This is a genomic window from Streptomyces sp. NPDC048288 (genome assembly GCF_043201555.1).
Lineage (GTDB): Bacteria > Actinomycetota > Actinomycetes > Streptomycetales > Streptomycetaceae > Streptomyces.
In genome coordinates this window covers 99,967-118,652 of the sequence record NZ_JBICZD010000005.1, presented here as the reverse complement: position 1 = coordinate 118,652, position 18,686 = coordinate 99,967, and the positions used below count along the sequence as shown (strand labels likewise).

14 protein-coding genes are annotated in these 18,686 nt (G+C 72.0%); 4 read left to right on the top strand and 10 right to left on the bottom strand.

Translation table 11 applies throughout. From position 1 onward, the window contains the following. Positions 1-155: 155 nt before the first annotated feature. A complete protein-coding gene (locus tag ACGFZS_RS19295; RefSeq protein ID WP_393796567.1) occupies positions 156-2,093 on the top strand; it encodes an N-acetylmuramoyl-L-alanine amidase in 1,938 nt (645 codons plus the stop codon). Between the two features lie 6 nt (positions 2,094-2,099). Here ACGFZS_RS19295 and ACGFZS_RS19290 read toward each other — a convergent pair whose 3' ends face one another. The 8 genes from ACGFZS_RS19290 to ACGFZS_RS19255 all read right to left on the bottom strand — a co-directional run bounded on the left by ACGFZS_RS19290 (position 2,100) and on the right by ACGFZS_RS19255 (position 11,018). Next, positions 2,100-2,597 (bottom strand): hypothetical protein, encoded by a 498-nt coding sequence (locus ACGFZS_RS19290; RefSeq protein ID WP_355729563.1) that lies wholly within the window; start codon positions 2,595-2,597, stop codon positions 2,100-2,102. 156 nt (positions 2,598-2,753) lie between these two features. After that, positions 2,754-5,408 carry an ATP-binding protein gene (locus ACGFZS_RS19285; RefSeq protein WP_393796115.1) on the bottom strand — a complete coding sequence of 885 codons (2,655 nt, stop codon included), beginning with the start codon at positions 5,406-5,408 and terminating at the stop codon, positions 2,754-2,756. A gap of 131 nt (positions 5,409-5,539) precedes the next feature. After that, positions 5,540-6,442, bottom strand: a complete 903-nt coding sequence (locus tag ACGFZS_RS19280; protein WP_393796114.1) for a universal stress protein — start codon at positions 6,440-6,442, stop codon at positions 5,540-5,542. Positions 6,443-6,610: 168 nt separating this feature from the next. After that, positions 6,611-6,853, bottom strand: a complete 243-nt coding sequence (locus ACGFZS_RS19275) for a DUF397 domain-containing protein (protein WP_355723738.1) — start codon at positions 6,851-6,853, stop codon at positions 6,611-6,613. Positions 6,854-6,936: 83 nt separating this feature from the next. After that, entirely contained in the window at positions 6,937-8,103 is a 1,167-nt protein-coding gene (locus ACGFZS_RS19270) for a thiolase domain-containing protein (protein ID WP_359213430.1), read from the bottom strand. Then, positions 8,100-9,146 (bottom strand): thiolase domain-containing protein, encoded by a 1,047-nt coding sequence (locus ACGFZS_RS19265; RefSeq protein ID WP_365690702.1) that lies wholly within the window; start codon positions 9,144-9,146, stop codon positions 8,100-8,102. Before ACGFZS_RS19265 ends, ACGFZS_RS19270 begins: the two co-directional genes overlap by 4 nt. Continuing rightward, positions 9,146-10,087 carry a Zn-ribbon domain-containing OB-fold protein gene (locus ACGFZS_RS19260; RefSeq protein WP_393796113.1) on the bottom strand — a complete coding sequence of 314 codons (942 nt, stop codon included), beginning with the start codon at positions 10,085-10,087 and terminating at the stop codon, positions 9,146-9,148. Before ACGFZS_RS19260 ends, ACGFZS_RS19265 begins: the two co-directional genes overlap by 1 nt. Positions 10,088-10,217: 130 nt before the next feature. Beyond that, on the bottom strand, positions 10,218-11,018 hold the full coding sequence (locus ACGFZS_RS19255; protein ID WP_393796112.1) for a crotonase/enoyl-CoA hydratase family protein: 801 nt from the start codon (positions 11,016-11,018) through the stop codon (positions 10,218-10,220). A gap of 186 nt (positions 11,019-11,204) precedes the next feature. On the opposite strand from ACGFZS_RS19255, the gene ACGFZS_RS19250 reads away from it, so the two are divergent. The 3 genes from ACGFZS_RS19250 (at position 11,205) to ACGFZS_RS19240 (ending at position 16,753) form a co-directional block, all read left to right on the top strand. Beyond that, complete coding sequence (locus ACGFZS_RS19250) at positions 11,205-12,815, top strand: acyl-CoA synthetase (protein ID WP_393796111.1); 1,611 nt, start codon at positions 11,205-11,207, stop codon at positions 12,813-12,815. Between the two features lie 431 nt (positions 12,816-13,246). Next, the gene (locus tag ACGFZS_RS19245) at positions 13,247-14,878 is read left to right on the top strand and encodes a sulfatase (protein WP_393796566.1); all 1,632 of its coding nucleotides are present in this window, start codon (positions 13,247-13,249) and stop codon (positions 14,876-14,878) included. A gap of 123 nt (positions 14,879-15,001) precedes the next feature. Then, complete coding sequence (locus ACGFZS_RS19240; protein ID WP_393796110.1) at positions 15,002-16,753, top strand: sulfatase; 1,752 nt, start codon at positions 15,002-15,004, stop codon at positions 16,751-16,753. A 7-nt stretch (positions 16,754-16,760) separates the two neighbouring features. On the opposite strand, the gene ACGFZS_RS19235 is transcribed toward ACGFZS_RS19240, so the two are convergent. Together ACGFZS_RS19235 and ACGFZS_RS19230 are read right to left on the bottom strand one after the other, a co-directional pair. Next, positions 16,761-17,597, bottom strand: a complete 837-nt coding sequence (locus ACGFZS_RS19235; RefSeq protein ID WP_393796109.1) for an alpha/beta fold hydrolase — start codon at positions 17,595-17,597, stop codon at positions 16,761-16,763. Between the two features lie 347 nt (positions 17,598-17,944). Further along, positions 17,945-18,664, bottom strand: coding sequence for a class I SAM-dependent methyltransferase (locus ACGFZS_RS19230; protein ID WP_393796108.1), 720 nt, complete (start codon positions 18,662-18,664; stop codon positions 17,945-17,947). Positions 18,665-18,686: the final 22 nt, after the last annotated feature.

Here is an 18,686-nt window from a genome sequence, read left to right as displayed (position 1 = left end):
AATCACCTCCCTCTGGGCATGATTGACGGACCGTCGGCAAGCCGGTACCACTGAGCCACGCTCAGCCCCGCACGCCCCGCCGCGCTCGAACGCCCCAGGAGGCTGCTTTGCGAGGACCCGTCACCGAGCCAGCGCCCGCCCACCGCCGCAGACGTATGCGCAGGACGGCCGGGGCCGTCGGCTCCGCCGCGCTGCTGCTGCCGCTGCTGGGCGTGGCTCCGCCCCCGAGCACCACCGCATCGTCCACCGGACTGCTGCAGCGGGCGTTCGCGTCCGCGTCCGCCGAGTACCACGTGCCGCAGAGCGTGCTGCTGGCCGTCTCCTACCTCCAGTCCCGCTGGGACACCCACGGCGGCGCGCCGAGCGTGACCGGCGGGTACGGCCCGATGCACCTCACCGACGCGCGCACCGCGCTGGCCACCGATACCGAGCACTTCGCCGACGGCACCGAGGACCCCCGCGGCGACACCGCCCGCCCCGCCCTGCACCCCAAGGTGAAGGTGCCGGCGGACTCCGCGCTCCCGGCCCGCCTCAAGACCCTCACCAAGGCCGCCGAGCTGACCGGCATCCCGGCCGCCGAGCTGCGCACCGACCCGGCGGCGAACGTGGCCGGCGGTGCCGCCCTGCTCGCGGCCGCGCAGCGGAGCCTCGGCGCGCCCCTCGGCGCCGATCCGGCCGGCTGGTACGGCGCGATCGCCCGGTTCTCCGGCGCCGACGACAAGGCGACCGCGGCGGCCTACGCGAACGACGTGTTCGACGTCCTCCACACGGGCGAGGAGCGCACCACGGACGAGGGACAGCTCGTCGCGCTCGCCGCCCAGCCGCGCCTGAGGGCCGACACCACGCAGCTGCGGCGGACGGGGTTGCGCACGGTGGCGGCGCGCGACACGGAGTGCCCGACAACGGTGTCGTGCGAGTCGATCCCGGCGCCGTACTCCCAGTTCGGGGACAACGACTACGGCAACCACGATGTCAGCGACCGGCCGGTCTCGCAGAGCATCAAGTTCATCGTCATCCATGACACCGAGGGCTCCTGGGACACGACGATCAAGCTGGTCCAGGACCCGACCTATGTGTCCTGGAACTACACGATCCGCTCGACCGACGGTCTGATCGCCCAGCACGTCAAGGCGAAGGACGTGGCCTGGCACGCCGGCAACTGGTACATCAACGCCAAGTCGATCGGCATCGAGCACGAGGGCTTCCTCGCCGCGCCGGACGCCTGGTACACGGAGGCGATGTACCTCTCCTCGGCGCGGCTGGTGAAGTACCTGTCCGAGAAGTACGGCATTCCGCTGGACCGGCAGCACATCCTCGGCCATGACACCGTGCCCGGCCCGGTCACCTCGTCGATCCCCGGCATGCACACCGACCCGGGCCCGTTCTGGGACTGGCGGCACTACTTCGAGCTGCTGGAGCACCCCTTCAAGCGGACCGCCGGCAAGAAGGGCGGCCTGGTGACGATCCTGCCGGACTACGCCGCGAACCAGCCGGCGTACACCGGCTGCGTCACCAAGGGGCAGCCCTGCGCCGCGCACGGCTCCAGCGCGGTACGGCTGTACTCCGACCACGACGAGACCTCGGCCCTGATCAAGGACATCGGCCTCGGTACGACGCCGACGACCGACGTCAACGACCTGTCCTCCCGGGTCGCCACCGGTCAGCAGTACGCGGTGGCGGACACCTGGGGCGACTGGACGGCGATCTGGTTCCTCGGGCAGAAGGCCTGGTTCAAGAACCCGGCCGCCCAGCCGACGGCGGTGACTGCGGCCGGGCGGGTAGTGACGCCGAAGGCGGGCCGGACCAGCATCCCGGTGTACGGCCGCGCCTATCCCGAGGCGTCCGCGTACCCCTCGGGGGTGCCGGCCCAGTCGATCTCTCCGCTGTCGTACACGATCCCGGCGGGCCAGGAGTACGTGGTCGGTGACGAGGTGCCGGGCGAGTACTACTACGCGGTCACCTTCACCACCGACTCGCACAAGGTCGTGGTCGGCAAGGACGTGTACTACGAGATCCAGTACGGCCACCGGGTCGCCTTCGTCCGCGCGGCCGACGTCGACGTGACGTCGTCCCGCAGGTGGGGCGGGCGGTAGCCGCTGTCAGCCCTGCTGGAAAAGCTCCGCCGGGAGCGGCTTCAGCAGGGCGTACAGGTCGTCGGTGATGGGGCGGTCCCAGGCGGCGATGGTCACCAGGACGCCGTCGCTGCGGTCGAACTGGACGCAGGAGATCCGGCTCTCGGAGAGCTTGAGCCGGCGCACGATCAGCAGGTTGTCGCCCTGCAGCACCGGCATGTCCTCGGTGCCCACGACGGTGACGTCCTCGTCGTTCTCCAGCGCGAGGAGGAGCTGGCCCACCTCGAACGGGATCTCGTCGTCGGCGACCTCGCGGGCCGGGGAGCCCTCGGGGAGGTTGCCGATGATCATCGCGGGGCCGCGGCCGCCGAAGAGGTCGTAGCGCAGGAAGACGCCCTGGCAGGTGCCGTCGGGGGCGGGCAGCAGCCCGGCACCGAGGTTGCCGGGCCAGTCGCCCGGGTCCATGGCCAGTACGTCGAAGTCGGGGCCGGCGGGGGTGGCGCTGCGGCGGCGGAGGAACGACATGCGGTCCATGGTACGGGGGGCTGCGCGGGCTCGGGCCGTGTGGGGTGCTTGCGGTACGTCGTCTGGCGCGGCGACGTGGGGGCTGGTCGCGCCCACGCGGCGGAGCCGCATATCGGGTACAGCCCCGCGCCCCTGGGATGTCGGCGCTCGGGCTCGCTACAAGGGCGCCCTTTCCAGCGCCGCCCGCGCCTGGTCGGCCAGGCCGTCCGCTCCGCACTGTTCGGCGGTCTTGAGGCCCCTGCGGAGGTGGTCGGCGTCGTGGAGTTCCGTGCCCAGGGCGACCAGGGCGCAGGCCAGTTCGTAGGCGGCCGGGGAGCGGTCCAGGTAGGTCACCGCTTCTCGCAAATACGTCACGCGTGCCGACCCGGTCGTGACCTCGGCCGCTGTACGCAACGCCTGGCCGATCGCCGACGGAGCGCCGAACTGACGGGCGCGGGTCACCGCTTCCAGGGCCGTCGTCAGGGCTCGGTCGGGCGTGTCGCAGGCTTCCGCGCGGGCCAGGTGGAGTTGCCAGGGGCACCAGGCGGGGTTGCGGATGCCGCGGGGTTCGAGGCGGCGGCCGGCCGCGGAGAGCTCGGCGGCGGCGGCCTCGGTGAGGCCGCGGGCGAGGAGCAGTTCGCCGTGGACCGTCTGGGCGTCGGGGAAGACCACGGCCGCCGGGAAGGGCTCCCGGAAGGAGTGGTCCTCGGCGACCCGGGTGGCCTCCTCGGTGCGGCCGCGGGCGATGAGGGTCTGGATGAGGGTGCCGAGGGCGTACCAGTGGGCGGGGGTGCCGGGGCCGACGCGTTCGGCGAGGCGCAGGCCGGAGCGGACCAGGTCCTCCGCCTCGGCGAGCCGGCCGCGCCGGTAGCGGACGTAGCCGAGGAGGGTGTACGCGAAGGAGAGGTGGGCGCCGCGCCAGCCCTGGCGTTCGAAGTCGGCGGTGCCGGCGGCGAAGAGTTCCTCGGTGCGGTCGGGCCGGTCGGCGTACATGAACGCGAGGGAGACCAGGACGGGCACCTCGAAGCCGCGGTCGGCCTCGGCCCAGCCGAGCCCGCCGGCGAGGGCGCGTTCGGCGTGGTGGAGGGCGATGTCGGCGGGTTCGCCGCGCTGGATCGCGTCCCAGGTGCGCAGGCCGATGATGTACCGCTCGGTGAGGTCGCGGCCCTGGAGCCGGTCGGCGAGCCGGGCCAGCCGGCGGGAGCGGGAGGGGTGGTCGGGTTCGTCGGCGCGGAAGGCGTCCCACATGAACTGTTCGGAGAGCATGCGGAGCCGGACCCGGGCGTCGCCGGTCACCCGGATCTCCCGGGCGAGGGTCTCGGAGGCCTCGGCGAGGTGGTCGCTGTGGGCGAGGACCTGGGAGAGGCGGTAGACGATGTGGTGGCGCAGGGCGGGCTCGGCGATGGGTTCCTGGAGGGCCGCGCGGAGGTGGTTGACGGTGGTGGCGGGTTCGGTGAGCAGGGAGGCGCTGCCGAGTTCGTGGAGGACGGCGGCGCGCAGCGTGGCGGGCGGGGGTTCGCGCAGGGCGCGGGCGAGATAGCGGCGGGCCGCGTCCGGGGCGCCGGCCCGGAGGTTCTCCCCGGCGGCGGCGCGCAGCTGCCGCACGACCCAGACATCGCCCTCGGGGTGGGTTTCGAGGAGGTGGCGGGCGGCGGCGGTGGCGCCCTGGCCGTCGTCGGTCACGCACCAGGCGGCCTGGCCGTGCAGGGCGACGCGGGTGGCGGGCGGGATGGCCCGGTAGACGGCGGTGGCGATCAGCGGGTGGACGAACTCCAGGGTCTCGGCGCCGGTGAGGATACGGGCGCCGCGCAGGGCGTCGGCGGCGTCGGCGGCCTCCTCGTGGCCGAGGCCGGCGACGGCGGCGGCGAGCGCGGGATGGATCTCGGTGCCGAGGACGGCGCAGGCCCAGGCGAACCGGACGGCGGAGGGGCCGAGGCGTTCGAGCCGGGTGATCAGTCCGCTGCCCTTGACGGCGGCGGCGAGGTCGCGCAGCAGGGGTGCGCCCGCCTCGGTGGGGTCCAGGCCCCGGTCGTGGACCTTGGCGGTGAGTTCGACGATCTCGAAGGGGTTGCCGGAGGTGACGGCCCAGGACTCGTGGCAGAAGGCGTCGTCGGCGTGGTCGCCGAGGCTCTCGCGGACCAGTCCGGCGACGGCGTCGGCGCTGAGCGGTTCGAGGTCGTGCGGGCGGCCGCCCGCCCGGCCGGGCAGGCCGCGGAACGCGTCGGCGTGTTCGGGGAGTTCGTCGGGCCGGTACGCGACGACGACGAGCAGCGGGAGTTGCTCGGCGCGGGGTGCGAACGCGGCGAGCCAGCCCAGGGATTCGGGGTCGGCCCAGTGCGCGTCGTCGAGGACGAGGACCATCGGGGCGCGCCGCACGGCGAGGTGGGTGAGCACCCAGTCGAGGCCGTCGCGCAGGCCCTGCTGGTCGGGCGGGGCGCCCTCGGTGGGGGCGCACAGGCCGAGGGCGGGGCCGACGATGTCGTACCAACTGCCCAGTGAGGCGCGGAGTTCGGCCTCGGGTGCGCCGGCGAGGCGGGGTTGCAGGAGCTGGCGGGCGACGTGGAAGGCGACGCGCTGTTCCTGGTCGCCGCCGCGTGCGGAGAGCACGGTGCAGCCCTGGGCGGCGGCGCGCCGGCGGACCTCGGCGAGCAGGGTGGTCTTGCCGATTCCGGCGCGGCCGGCGAAGGCGAGCAGGGCGCCGCGCTGCCGGTCGGCCGGGGCCGCGCCGTCCGTGCCCAGCCCGGTGAGTTCGGCCAACGCCTCGTCGACGGCGACGAGTTCGCTCTCGCGCTCGTAGAGCGTGCGCCGGTTCCGCAGGACCCGCTGTCCCATGACCACCCCCCGCCACGGTGGTACGCGTGCGCGGGGAGCGGGCGCGCACCGTGGCTTGCAGGCAGCTCAGCGTACGCCTGACGAGAGTGATCCGCTCCCTACTGGGGGTAACTGACGCGGGGGCCTTGACATCACTCCTCGGCCGGCGTCGGCGGCACCACCGCGACGGGTGCGGCCGCGTGCAGCAGCACGGCCTGGGTGACGGAGCCCATCATGCGGGCCGGGGCGAGCGGGCGCCGGCGGTGGCGGCCGACGACGACCAGGTCGGCGTCCTTGGAGGCGGAGACCAGCAGGCCGGCGGCGTCGCCGGGCGGTGCGAGGATCTGGGTTCGCACGTCCGGGTGGTTCTTGAGGTGCGGGGCGAGGAAGCCCTCGGCGAGGGTACGGGTCTCGTGTTCGACCTCGTCCTGGTCGACGGCCGGCGGGACCATTCCTCCGGCCGCGGCCCAGCTCCGCACCGGCCAGGGGTAGGCGGCGATCACCTGGAGCAGGGCGTCGCGCCCCGCGGCCTCCGCGAAGGCGAACGCGAGGGTGGCGTCGTCGGGACTGTCCACGTCCAGGCCGACGACCACCCGGGGCCCGGGCGCCGCGGGCAGCTCCTCGTGAACCTCGCGCCCCGGCCGGGGTACGACGACCACCGGGCATCCGGCGTCGCGGGCGGCGGCCAGGCCGTTGGAACCGAGCAGCAGGCTGGCGAAGCCGCCGCGGCCCCGGGAGCCGAGCACCAGCAGCTGGGCGTCGGCGCCGAGTTGCGGCAGCAGAGCGGTGGGCGCGCCCTCCAGGGCGACGTACTCGGCGGCCGGTTCCCCGGTACCGGTGCGCAGCCGGTCGCGGACCTCGTCGAGCACCGGATCGCCGGGGCCGTCCGGCTCCCCGGCGACCAGGACGTCCGGCTGCCCCCAGGCGGCGTACTGCCGTACATGCACCACCCGCAGCGACGTGCCCCGCCGCCGGGCCGCGTCCACGGCCCAGTCCAGGGCGCGCAGACTGTCGTCCGAACCGTCCACCGCGGCGATGACCGGCGCTGTGCTCATCGTTCCTCACCTCCGGAATACGACCTTCCCTTTGTCCGGGGCCAGCCTGTCGCAGGCGGCGGCCCCGGAAGGGCGCTGCTGGTCACGTGTCCGGAAATCCTTGCGGAACACCCCCCGGTTCGGCGCTCGGCCACGGGACCGGGGGGAAGCACGCGGGCGCGCGGTCCGTCAGGTCAGGTCGAACTCGCCCTCCCGGGCCCCCGACACGAAGGCTCCCCACTCGGCGGGGGTGAAGATCAGGGAAGGGCTCTGCGGGCTGCCGCTGTTGCGCATCGCGATGAATCCCTCGACAAAGGCGATCTGGACATCCCCCAGGCCACGGCTGCTGGACTGCCACTCGGCCCCGCTGAGGTCCAGCTCCGGCTTGTCCCAGCCCCGTACCGGCTGCTGCTGGATGGTGCTCTCGGCCACGTCCGTGCTCCTCCCGAATTCGTCGTCCGCGGCCAGCCTAGCTTTCGGTTCCGGCACTCAACAGGCCACGTGAAGGGGTCCTTTCAGGAGTCGGGGGCCGCGGCGCCGACGAGCCACATGGAGAAGAACTGGGAGCCGCCGCCGTAGGCGTGCCCGAGCACCTTGCGGGCGCCGTCCACCTGGTGTTCTCCGGCCTGGCCGCGCACCTGGAGGGCGGCCTCGGCGAACCGGATCATCCCGGAGGCACCGATCGGATTGGTGGAGAGCACTCCGCCCGACATGTTGACGGGGAGGTCCCCGTCGAGCTCCGTGACACCCGATTCGGTGAGTTTCCAGCCCTCGCCCTCCTCGGCGAAGCCCAGGTTCTCCAGCCACATGGGCTCGTACCAGGAGAACGGCACGTACATCTCGACGGCGTCGATGTCCCGCCGCGGGTCGGCGATGCCGGCCTGCCGGTAGACGTCCGCCGCGCAGTCCTTCCCGGCCTGCGGCGAGACGGCGTCCTTGCCGGCGAACAGGGTGGGCTCGCTGCGCATGGCCCCGCCGAGCATCCAGGCCGGCGGCTTCGTCGAGCGGGCGGCGCCCGCCCGGTCGGTGAGGACCATGGCGCAGGCGCCGTCGGAGGAGGGGCAGGTCTCCGAGTAGCGGATGGGGTCCCACAACATGGGGGACGCCTGGACCTTCTCCAGGGTGATGTCGTGCTCGTGGAGGTGCGCGTAGGGGTTCTTCAGCGCGTTGCGGCGGTCCTTGTAGGCGACCAGCGAGCCGACCGTGTCGGGGGCGCCGCTGCGCCGCATGTAGGCCCGCACGTGGGGGGCGAAGAAGCCGCCCGCGCCCGCAAGGAGCGGCTGCTGGAAGGGGATCGGCAGGGACAGCCCCCACATGGCGTTGGACTCGGACTGCTTTTCGAAGGCGAGGGTCAGCACGGTGGAGTGGACCCGGGCGGCGACGAGGTTCGCCGCGACCAGTGCGGTCGAGCCGCCCACCGAGCCCGCCGTGTGGACCCGCAACATGGGTTTGCCCACCGCGCCCAGCGCGTCCGCCAGGTACAGCTCCGGCATCATCACGCCCTCGAAGAAGTCGGGCGCCTTGCCGATGACGACGGCGTCGATGTCGGCCCACGTCAACTCGGCGTCGTCCAGCGCCCGTCGCGCGGCCTCGCGCACGAGCCCCGCGATCGAGACGTCCCGCCGGGCCGCCACATGCTTGGTCTGGCCGATCCCTACGACGGCCACGGGCTCCTTGCTCATCGCGGATCCCCTTCGAGTACGGCGACCAGGTTCTGCTGCAGACAGGGCCCGGAGGTGGCGTGGGCGAGGGCGCGGTCGGACTCGCCCCGGTGGATACGGGCGGCGGCCTCACCGATGCGGATCAGCCCGGCGGCCATGATCGGGTTGGCGGCGAGGGCCCCGCCCGACGGGTTCACCCGCACGTCGTCGCCGAGCCGCAGCGCCTTGCGCAGCACGACCTCCTGCGCGCTGAACGGCGCGTGCAGCTCCGCGGTGTCGACGGGCCGTTCGAAAGCCCCGGCCTGCTCCGCCGCGAGCCGCGCGGACGGCGAGTCGGTCAGGTCACGCACCCCGAGGCTGTGTGCCTCGATGCGGTGGTCGATGCCCCGGATCCAGGCGGGCCTGGCACACAGTTCCCTGGCCCGCTCCCCCGCCGCGAGGATCACGGCGGCGGCGCCGTCACCGATGGGCGGGCAGTCGCCGGTCCGCAGCGGCCGTACGACGTACTCCCCCTGCGCCACCGGTCCCCTCAGCTGGGCGTGCGCGTTGGCGGTGGCGTCGGCCCGGCTTCTGGCGCCCACGGCGGCCAGCGCGGGCTCGTCGGTCTCCCCCGCATCGATGAGGGCCTGGGCCTGGAGGGCGGCCAGGGCGACGGAGTCCGGCCAGAGGGGGGCCACGTAGTAGGGGTCGAGCTGCCGGGTCAGCACGTCCCGCACCGAGCCGGGCGAGGACTTGCCGTAGGAGTAGACGAGCGCGGTGTCCGCGTCCCCGGTGAGCAGCTTGGTCCACGCCTCGTACAGCGCCCAGGCGCCGTCCATCTCGACGTGGGACTCGGAGATCGGCGGCCAGGCGCCGACGCCGTCCAGGGCCAGGGTGAAGGAGAAGGCGCGGCCGGCCAGGTAGTCGCTGGAGCCGGAGCAGGTGAAGCCGATGTCGGCGGTCTTCAGTCCGGTCTGGCCGAGGACGTCGTGCAGCACCGGCATGAGCATCTCCACCTCGGAGAGGTCCTCGCTGGTGCGGCGGTGGTCGGTCTGCGCGAAGGCGACCAGTGCTATGTCACGCATCACAGCAGCTCCTTGTACAGGTCGTAGTCCGCGTCGGGTTCCCCGGTGGGCCGGTAGTGGTCGGGATAACGGGCCCCCTCCGTCCACACCGGCTCCACCCGCAGCCCCATCCGCACCTGGTCGTAGGGGATGCCGCCGATCCGGCCGTGCAGGGCGAGCCCGGCGCCGTCGAGGGCGATGTGGGCATAGACGTACGGCACCTCGATGTCGAGGTTCTTCGCCTTGATGTTGACGATGCAGAAGGTGGTGACCGTGCCCGCGGGCCCCACCTCGACCTGTTCCGATGTGGCCACCCCACATGTGGGGCACGCACCCCTCGGCGGGACGTACACCTTCCGGCAGGAGGGACACCGCTCGCCGAACGTCCGCCGGGACGACAGGGCGTTGATGTACGCGGTCTGGGCGCGGCCCGGTGAGTAGGTGTAGTCGAGGCGGGCATGGGCGACGATGCCGTGCACGGCGTCCTCGAACTCCCCGTCGTGCCCGCCGGGTTCGACCGCCTCGCCGCCGTACGGCTCGAAGCAGACGATGTCGGTGACGGCACCGGAGCGCTCCTCGGCCCAGCGGACGCGGACCCGCATGCCGGTGCGCACGGCCTCCGGTCCGGGCGCGTCGAGGGCGTGCAGCAGGGCGGTGTCGGCACCGTCGAGCCGGACCAGCACCCAGGCGAAGGGGGTGCCGAGGGGCTGGCCGCGGCGGGGTTCGTGGTTCCAGGCCCAGGTGGTGACCGTGCCCGTGGGCGCGACCTCGACGAGGTCGCGGATCTCCTCGGCGGTCACGGGGTCGTACTCGACGGGTGGGACGAGCGTGCGGCCGTCGGTGGTTTTCACGCCGAGGACCACACGCTCACGCAGGCCCGTGAGGAAAGCGCTCTGGACGGGCCCGAGCGACCGGGTGAAGGGGAACTCGACGACGAGGGGAGCTTTGAGGACTTCGGGCATCGGGCTGCCTCCTTGAGAAGGTCAGTGAGTAGCGCCCCTTCAGGGGCGCGGGGCTGTGACATGTGCGGCTCCGCCGCGCGGGCGCGACCAGCCACAACCGGCCCGCAGCCTCAAACGCACCTCGAAACACTCACGCACGCTTGTAATCAGGCACCCGCTTCTCCGCGAACGCACGCGCCCCCTCCTTCGCGTCCGCCGTGTCGAAGATCGGCCACCCCCGCTTCAGCTCAGCGGCCAGCCCATCCGTCTCCGTCAGCTCCGCGGTCTCGTACACCGACGCCTTCACCGCCTCGACCGCCAGCGGCCCGCACGCGTTGATCTGCTCGGCGATCTCCAGCGCCTTGTCGAGCGCGCCACCATCAGGGACGACGTGCCCGACCAGCCCGATGTCGGCGGCCTCGCGCGCGCTGTACGGCCGGCCGGTCAGCAGCATCTCCAGCGCATGCGTGCGCGGAATCTGCCGCTGAAGCCGCACCGTCGAGCCGCCGATCGGGAAGAGCCCGCGCTTGACCTCGAAGAGCCCGAACGTCGCGGACTCGCCCGCGACCCGGATGTCGGTGCCCTGGAGGATCTCGGTACCGCCCGCCACGCAGTAGCCCTCGACGGCGGCGATCACCGGTTTGCGCGGGCGATGGTGGCGGAGCATCGCCTTCCAGTGCAGGTCCGGGTCGGCCTTGAGGCGGTCCCGGAGGTGTTCCCCCGCCATGCCCTGTCCGGCCAGTGCCTTGAGGTCCATTCCGGCGCAGAAGGCGCCGCCGGCCCCGGTGAGCACGATCGAGCGGATGCCGTCGTCCTCGTCGGCCTCGATCCAGCCGTCGTACAGCCCGACGAGCATGGAGATCGAGAGCGCGTTCTTCGCCTCGGGCCTGTTCAGCGTGAGCACGAGTGTGGCGCCCTCGCGCCGCACGGTGAGGTGTTCCGTCCCACCCATGACCGTCTCCCCTCTCAAAGAACGAGAACAGGTTGCAGTAGCCGGGGAGCCACTTCAAGGGTTTTCTGACAGTCAGTCAGATTTCTTCGCGCGAACCCTTCCCACTTGCCGCGCCCTTTGCTCTGATGACCGGCGAACCGACAGGTGCGCCTTTCTTCGTCACGGTTGCCGGGGTCAGGAGGAGCGGTGGAGTACAACCTTGCCGATCTGTTCGAGTCGGTCGTCGACGTGGCCGCGGACCGCGAGGCACTCGTCTACATCGACCACCCCGGCACCGGCGCGGAACGCCGGCTGACCTACGCGGAGCTGGACGCCGCCGCCAACCGCGTCGGCCACCATCTGATCGACAGCGGCATCCGCCCCGGCGAGCACCTCGGGCTGCACCTCTACAACGGGGTGGAGTACCTCCAGACGGTACTCGGCTGCCTCAAGGCGAGAGTGGTGCCGGTCAACGTCAACTACCGCTATGTCGAAGAGGAGTTGGTGTACCTCTACCGGGACGCGGACCTGGTCGCGCTGGTCTTCGACACGGAGTTCGACGACCGGGTGGCGGCGGCGCTGCCCCGGGCGCCGAAGCTGCGGCATCTGGTGCGCGTGGGCGGGCCGGGGTCGGGGGTCGACGCCGTGCCCTTCGAGGCGGCCGAGGCCGGCGGGTCGCCCGAGCGGGGCTTCCCGGCGCGTTCGGCGGACGACCAGTTCATCATCTACACCGGCGGCACCACCGGGATGCCCAAGGGTGTGATGTGGCGTCAGGAGGACCTGTTCTTCGCCGGGTTGGGCGGTGGGGCGCCGACCGGGGAGCCGGTGAAGCGGCCGGAGGAGCTGGCCGAGCGGGTCGCGGCGGGCGGGACCGGGATCACCTTCTTCCCCACGCCCCCGCTGATGCACGGCACCTCGACCCTCACCTCCTTCATCGGCTTCAACTTCGGGCAACGCGTGGTGATCCACCGCAAGTTCGTGCCCGAGGAGGTGCTGCGGACCGTCGAGAAGGAGAAGGTCACCAGCATGTCGCTGGTCGGCGACGCGATGCTGCGTCCGCTGATCGACGCCCTCAACGGACCGATGAAGGGCACCGACTGCTCCTCCATGTTCAGCGTCTCCTCCTCGGGCGCGATCCTCTCCGAGACCGTGCGCCGGCAGTTCAGCGAACTCGTCCCGACCGCCATGCTGCTGAACAACTTCGGGTCCTCCGAGTCCGGATTCAACGGCACCGCGACGAACGACTCCGGCGCCGGCAGCAAGTTCCGCGTCCGCGTCAACTCCCGTACGCAGGTGGTCGATCCGGCCACCCACGAGCCCGTCGCGGTGGGTGAGATCGGCCGGGTCGCGCAGAGCGGCCATGTACCGCTCGGCTACTACAACGACGCGGGGAAGACCGCCGAGACCTTCTTCGAGAAGGACGGCCGCAGGTGGGTGCTGCTCGGCGACATGGGGACGGTCGACGCGGACGGTGTGGTGACCGTGCTGGGCCGGGGCTCGCAGTGCATCAACACCGGGGGCGAGAAGGTGTACCCGGAGGAGGTCGAGCAGGCGCTGAAGTCGCATCCGGACGTGTACGACGCCCTGGTCGCCGGGGTGCCGGACACCACCTGGGGCAACCACGTGGCGGCCGTGGTGCAGCTGCGCGAGGGCGCCGAACGGCCCTCCCTCTCCGACATCCAGACCCACTGCCGTACCCAGCTGGCCGGGTACAAGATCCCCCGCCAGCTGGTGATCACCGAGTCCATCCAGCGGTCGCCGAGCGGCAAGGCCGACTACCGGTGGGCGCGGGAGGTGGCGGTGGCCGCCGCGCGGTAGGACGCGCGGGCGGCGGGCGCTGAACCCGCCGGGTCCGCTCTTTGCCCGCGATTGACCCGACTGTTTGAACACCGGGTTACGTCAGGCCGTACGCGAGGTTGGCGGTTCCTGACCTGCGGGCCCGGTCCGCCGTGCCATCGTCGGGCTTTGCACGGAAGGACCTGCGGGTGTCGCACCTCACGCCCCCTCGCCAACTGCCGGACGCGGACGCGTCGGCACCGGACCGGGCGGCGGGGACATCGCCCGCGCCGACGGAGACCGAGACCGAGTCGGCGGCGACCGAGACCGAGTCGAACGCCTCGTCGCGCGAACACCCCACGGACGAGGGGGCCGAGGGGGAGAGCGAACCCGCTTCCCAGGCGACCGGGTCCGGCCGGTTCGGCAGGTTCAGCAGATTCGGCAGGATCGGCAGGATCGGATGGACCGGCTGGATGGACCGCCACCCCCGGACCGCCGTCGGCGTGCGGGTGGGGACGAGTGTCCTGGCGGGTGCCTTCGTGCTCTGCGCGATCCTCGTGCCGGACCGCCTCGACCGGTTCTCCTTCCAGAACTTCCTGCGCCTGCCCGTGGAGGTGTTGTACCTCGCGATCGTCCTGCTCGCGCTGCCGTCGAGGGCACGACGGATCACGGCCGCCGTCGCGGGCACGTTCCTCGGCCTGTCCACCGTCCTGAAGTGCCTGGACATGGGCTTCTACCAGACCCTCGCCCGACCGTTCGACCTGGTCTTCGACTGGGTTCTGCTGACCGACGCGGCGGACTGGGTGAAGGACTCGTTCGGTCACACGGGCGAGGTGCTCGCGGTGATCGGGGTGATCGTCCTGCTCATCGCCGTGCTCGTGCTCAGCGCGCTCGCGATGGTGCGGCTGGCGAACGTCCTGGACCGGCACCGCTCCACGGCCGTGACCACGACGCTCGTCCTCGGCACCGTGTGGATCACCTGCTTCTCGCTGAGCGTGCAGTTCGCCGGTGTCCCGTTCGCCACCAAGGGCTACAGCCAGTTCCTCGCCAACCGTGTGCAGTACGTCCGCGACGGGCTGGGGGACGCCGACGTCTTCAAGAAGCAACTCGCCGTCGACGCCTACGCCGACACGCCGTCCGACCAGCTGCTGACCGGGCTGCGCGGCAAGGACGTGCTCTTCACCTTCATCGAGAGCTACGGCCGGGTGGCGATCGACGATCCGGCGATGGCTCCGGAGATCGACGCGACGCTGAACGAGGGGAACGCCCGGCTCAAGTCGGCTGGTTTCGCGGCGCGGAGCGGCTGGCTCAGGTCACCCGTCACCGGCGCCGGCAGCTGGCTGGCCCACTCGACGTTCCTGTCCGGCCTGTGGATCAAGAACCAGCAGCGGTACCGGACCCTGACCACCGGCGACCACGCGACCCTCACCAGCTACTTCCAGAAGACCGGGGCCTGGCGCACGGTCGGCATCGTCCCGGGCGTGCGCAAGTCCTGGCCCGAGGGCAAGTACTTCGGCCTCGACCACATCTACGACTCCACGCACCTCGGGTACGAGGGGCCGTACTTCAGCTGGACCCCGGTGCCGGACCAGTTCAGCCTGGAGGCCTTCCAGAAGCTGGAGCACGGGAAGAAGAACCGCGACCCGATCATGGCGGAGATCATCCTGGCCTCCAGCCACAACCCCTGGTCCCCCATCGCCCACATCATCGACTGGAAGGACCTCGGGAACGGCAGGATCTTCTACAAGATCAAGAAGGAGGGCACGAACCCCACGGAGGTCTGGAAGAGCGCGAAGAGCGTGCGGACCGAGTACCGCAAGGCGATCCAGTACTCCCTGGACAGCCTGACCCAGTGGATGCAGCGCTACGGCGACGACAACACCGTCCTCGTCTTCCTCGGCGACCACCAGCCCGTCCCGACGGTCACGGGCGGCAGCACCAGCCGGGACGTACCGATCACCATCGTCGCCCGCGACCCGAAGGTTCTGGACCGGGTCGCCGGCTGGGGCTGGACGGACGGGCTCAAGCCCGCGGACAACGCACCGGAGTGGGCCATGAACCAGTTCCGTGACCGCTTCCTGAAGGCGTTCGGGCCGCAGAGCTGAGGCGGACGAGCCGCCCCGCCCCGCCACGAGGCACGGGTGTGCCGTCGCCGTGGGGCGGTGCGGGGGTCGTACTCTGTGCGCACGATGTGACGCTGATCATGCACACAGTGTCACGACGGCCGCATGGAAGGACCCACGGTGTCGCACCTCCCGCCTCCCCAGCCGCCGGACACCGAAGGTCTGCCGGACGCGGACGGACCGTCGGCGGCGGCGGAAGCCGCCTCGGAGGGCGGCCGGTGGTCGAGGGCGAAGTGGCCCCGTGTCGCCCGGGGTGTCGCGGTGGCGACGACGGTCGTGGCGGCCGTTCTGCTGCTGGCCGCGCTGTCGCTGCCCAACCGGCTGGACCTGCTCACGCCGAAGGCGTTCCTGCGACTGCCGGCCGAGGGGATCGTGCTCGCGGCGGTCCTGCTGGTGCTGCCGGGACGGGCGCGACGGGTCGCGGCGGCGGTGGCGGGCACCGGGCTCGGGGTGCTGACGCTGGTGAAGTGCCTGGACATGGGCTCCTACTCGGTGCTGGAGCGCCCGTTCGACCTGGTGCTCGACTGGATCCTGCTGGACGACGCGGCGGACTACCTGCGCGAGTCGTTCGGCCGGGCCAGTGAGGTCCTCGCCGTCGCGGGGGCGCTGCTCCTGGTCGCGGCCGTCCTGGCCGTGACCACGTTCGCCACGGTGCGGCTCGCCGACCGGATGGCCCGCCGGCGCCCGCCCGCGGGCCGCACCACCCTGGTCCTGGCCGCCGCCTGGGTCACCTGCGCCACCTTCGGCCTCCAGCTGGGCGGCGCCCCCGTCGCCTCGACCCTCGACGCGCAGCTGGTCGACGAGCGGGTCCGGGCGGTCCGCGCCGGTCTGGCGGACGCGCGTGTCTTCCGGGCGGAGTCCGCCGTCGACGCCTTCGCGAAGACCCCGCCGGACCGGCTGCTCGCGGGCCTGCGCGGCAAGGACGTGCTGGTCACGTTCGTCGAGAGCTACGGCCGTACGGCGATCGAGGACCCGGCGATGGCCCGGCAGGTCGGCGCGGTCCTCAAGGAGGGTTCCGCCTCGCTCAGGGCGGCCGGGTTCGGCGCGCGGAGCGGCTGGCTGCGGTCACCGGTGCTGGGGGCGGGCAGCTGGATGTGCCATGCCACGCTGCTGTCCGGGCTGTGGATCGACAACCAGCAGCGTTATCGCAATCTCGTCTCGGGCGACCGCATGACCCTCAACAAGTACTTCCGCAAGACCGGCGCGTGGCGCACGGTCGGTGTCGTCCCGGGTGTGCGGCGCGCCTGGCCGGAGGCCGGGTTCTTCGGTCTCGACCGCGGCTACGACTCCACGCATCTCGGCTACCACGGCCCGTACTTCAGCTGGACGCCCGTCCCCGACCAGTTCACGCTGGAGGCCTTCGACCGCCTGGAGTTCGGGAGGAGGAACCGGCGCCCGTTGATGGCGGAGATCGTCCTGGCCTCCAGCCACCAGCCCTGGGCGCCCCTCCCCCGCATGATCGGCTGGAACGGCCTGGGCGACGGCTCGGTCTTCGGGCCGATCCAGAGGGCGGGGAAGGATCCGGCGGAGGTCTGGAAGGACACCGAGCGCATCCGCGCCGAGTACCGGGCCTCGATCGAGTACTCGCTGCGCAGCCTCTTCGGGTTCATGCGGCGCTACGCCGACGCGAACACGGTCCTGGTCTTCCTCGGCGACCACCAGCCCCGTCCGGAGGTCGTCGCGGGCAGCCCGCGCCGGGACGTCCCGGTCACGATCGTCGCCCATGACCCCAAGGTCCTCGACCGGGTCGCCGGCTGGGGCTGGACGCCGGGCCTGAAGCCGGCCGGGGACGCCCCGATCTGGGCGATGAACCAGTTCCGCGACCGGTTCCTGACGGCGTTCGGACCGCGCGGGTGACCTCGGCTCAGGCGTCCAGGAAGCCGAGGGTACGGCGGACGAACCACTCGGGGTTGTCGAGCCAGGGGTAGTGGGCGGTGCCGGGCTGGACGGCGACCTCTGCGTTCGGGAAGGCCTCGGCTGCGCGGCGGGCCAGCGCGGGGCTGGGGCTGCCGTCGAGTTCCCCGGTGTACACCAGTACGGGGGCGGTCAGCAGACGCAGTGCGGCGCGGGTGGCGTCCGGGGTGAAGGCACCGTCGGCGAAGTAGCGGTCGCCGGCCTCGAAATTGGTCTGTTTCTCGGTGGCCGCGACATGGGCCTGGGCGGTGGCGTCCCAACGGCCGTGGAAGAAGGGCATGAACGTCACGTCGAAGTCTCCGGTGCCCGTCAGCCACGCCTCCAGCAGGGGGAACGCCTCGTCGAACCAGGGCTCGGCCGACCGCAGTCGGGCCGCCGCCAGCCGCTCCTCGGGGGTCGGCCGCAGGCCCAGCGCCGAGGGGTTGCCGGTGATCAGGGCGAGCCGCCGCACCCGGTGCGGATGGGCCGCCGCGTACAGGATCGCCAGGCTCGCGCCCGCCGAGTGCGCCAGTACGTCCATGTGGTCGAGCCCCATGTGGGCGCGCAACATCTCCACGTCGTCGACCTGTCGGTCGCAGCGGTACGACGCCGGGTCGGCCGGTGCCGCGGAGTCGCCGGTCCCCCGCAGGTCCAGCAGGACCAGCCGGCGGTGGGCGGCCAGTCCGCCGAGGTCGCCGAGGTAGGCGGAGGCCCGCATGGGCCCGCCCGGGAGCACGACGAGGGGTTCGCCCTCGCCTGTGACGTGGTAGGCGAGACGGGTTCCGTCGGCTGCGGTGAAGGAGGGCACGGAACCGATCATCGGGCCCGGCGGGGTCGTACCGCAACGGAGTTCGACAGGCCGTGCCCGGAGGGGGCCTGCGGAGACCGCACGCCCCCTCGTACGGACTACTGAATGAGGTTCCAGGCGCTGCCGTTGGGGGTGATGGTGTGAGCGGATGCGCCGGGCGGGGGGGGGCGCCCAGGCATGTACCAGTCCTGGTACTTGTTGCCCGGAACCTGGCACGGATTGACGTAGGCCTGCTTGTTCGCGTTGCTGTCCATGCAGAAGTCGACGGACAGTCCGGCACCGAATCCGAACCCGTGACCCGGTTGTTCGCTTCCACGTCGGTTGCACTGCCCGTGGGGAGCGCCGTGTCAGCCCCGTGGGGCCGGCTTGCTCACCCGGAACGCGAACTGTCCGCAGAACGTGAGCTTGCGCAGGTTCACCAGGGCCGTGTTGCGCTTGCTCTTGCGGGCCCAGGTGTCGATCTCGGTGTTGAGGGGTGACTCCTTCTGCCAGAACTTGCCGTACTCCTGTTTCCGTGAGGCGTGGTAGGTGCGCATGATCAGGGTCACGCCGTCGAGGGAGGGCCGGATCTCGTCCAGGGCGAGCCCGGCCTCCTCTACGAGGACCCGGAATCCGTACGGGGTGTAGTTCCACAGGCTGAAGGAGTGGTAGGGCTCGAACTGGGAGGTGCTGCCGATGAACAGGCCGCCCGGGCGCAGCACTCGGCCCACTTCGGCGAGCAGTTCCCTGGGGCGGGCGACGTGTTCGAAGACCTGGTGCGAGTAGACGAGGGGCACGGCGTCGGAGCGGAACGGCAGGTTGACGCCGTCGTAGTACACGACGCTGTCGCCGCCGGGCCGGCGCTGTGCGGCCTCGGGTGAATCGCGGATGTCGACGCCGACCCAGCGGACGCCGGAGTCGTGCTTGCGGAAGAGGTCGGCCGACGTGCCCCGCCCGCACCCGAGGTCGACCACCCGGTCCGGTGCCTGCGGCGAGCTCATGGCCTCGTCGAGGTAGTAGCGGGAGGTGACCTGGCGGGCGTGGTCGTCGGGGATGCAGTCGTGCATGAGGTCCCACAGGGTCGCCATGGCCCCACGCTACGGAGGTGGC

Bases quoted from the DNA above. Each gene is read 5' to 3' on its own strand.
- ACGFZS_RS19295 (WP_393796567.1), top strand. From the start codon at position 156: ATGCGCAGGACGGCCGGGGCCGTCGGCTCCGCCGCGCTGCTGCTGCCG.
- ACGFZS_RS19240 (WP_393796110.1), top strand. From the start codon at position 15,002: ATGGAAGGACCCACGGTGTCGCACCTCCCGCCTCCCCAGCCGCCGGAC.
- ACGFZS_RS19260 (WP_393796113.1), bottom strand. From the start codon at position 10,087: ATGCCCGAAGTCCTCAAAGCTCCCCTCGTCGTCGAGTTCCCCTTCACC.
- ACGFZS_RS19245 (WP_393796566.1), top strand. From the start codon at position 13,247: ATGGACCGCCACCCCCGGACCGCCGTCGGCGTGCGGGTGGGGACGAGT.
- ACGFZS_RS19230 (WP_393796108.1), bottom strand. From the start codon at position 18,664: ATGGCGACCCTGTGGGACCTCATGCACGACTGCATCCCCGACGACCAC.
- ACGFZS_RS19280 (WP_393796114.1), bottom strand. From the start codon at position 6,442: ATGAGCACAGCGCCGGTCATCGCCGCGGTGGACGGTTCGGACGACAGT.
- ACGFZS_RS19270 (WP_359213430.1), bottom strand. From the start codon at position 8,103: ATGAGCAAGGAGCCCGTGGCCGTCGTAGGGATCGGCCAGACCAAGCAT.
- ACGFZS_RS19290 (WP_355729563.1), bottom strand. From the start codon at position 2,597: ATGTCGTTCCTCCGCCGCCGCAGCGCCACCCCCGCCGGCCCCGACTTC.
- ACGFZS_RS19265 (WP_365690702.1), bottom strand. From the start codon at position 9,146: ATGCGTGACATAGCACTGGTCGCCTTCGCGCAGACCGACCACCGCCGC.
- ACGFZS_RS19255 (WP_393796112.1), bottom strand. From the start codon at position 11,018: ATGGGTGGGACGGAACACCTCACCGTGCGGCGCGAGGGCGCCACACTC.
- ACGFZS_RS19285 (WP_393796115.1), bottom strand. From the start codon at position 5,408: ATGGGACAGCGGGTCCTGCGGAACCGGCGCACGCTCTACGAGCGCGAG.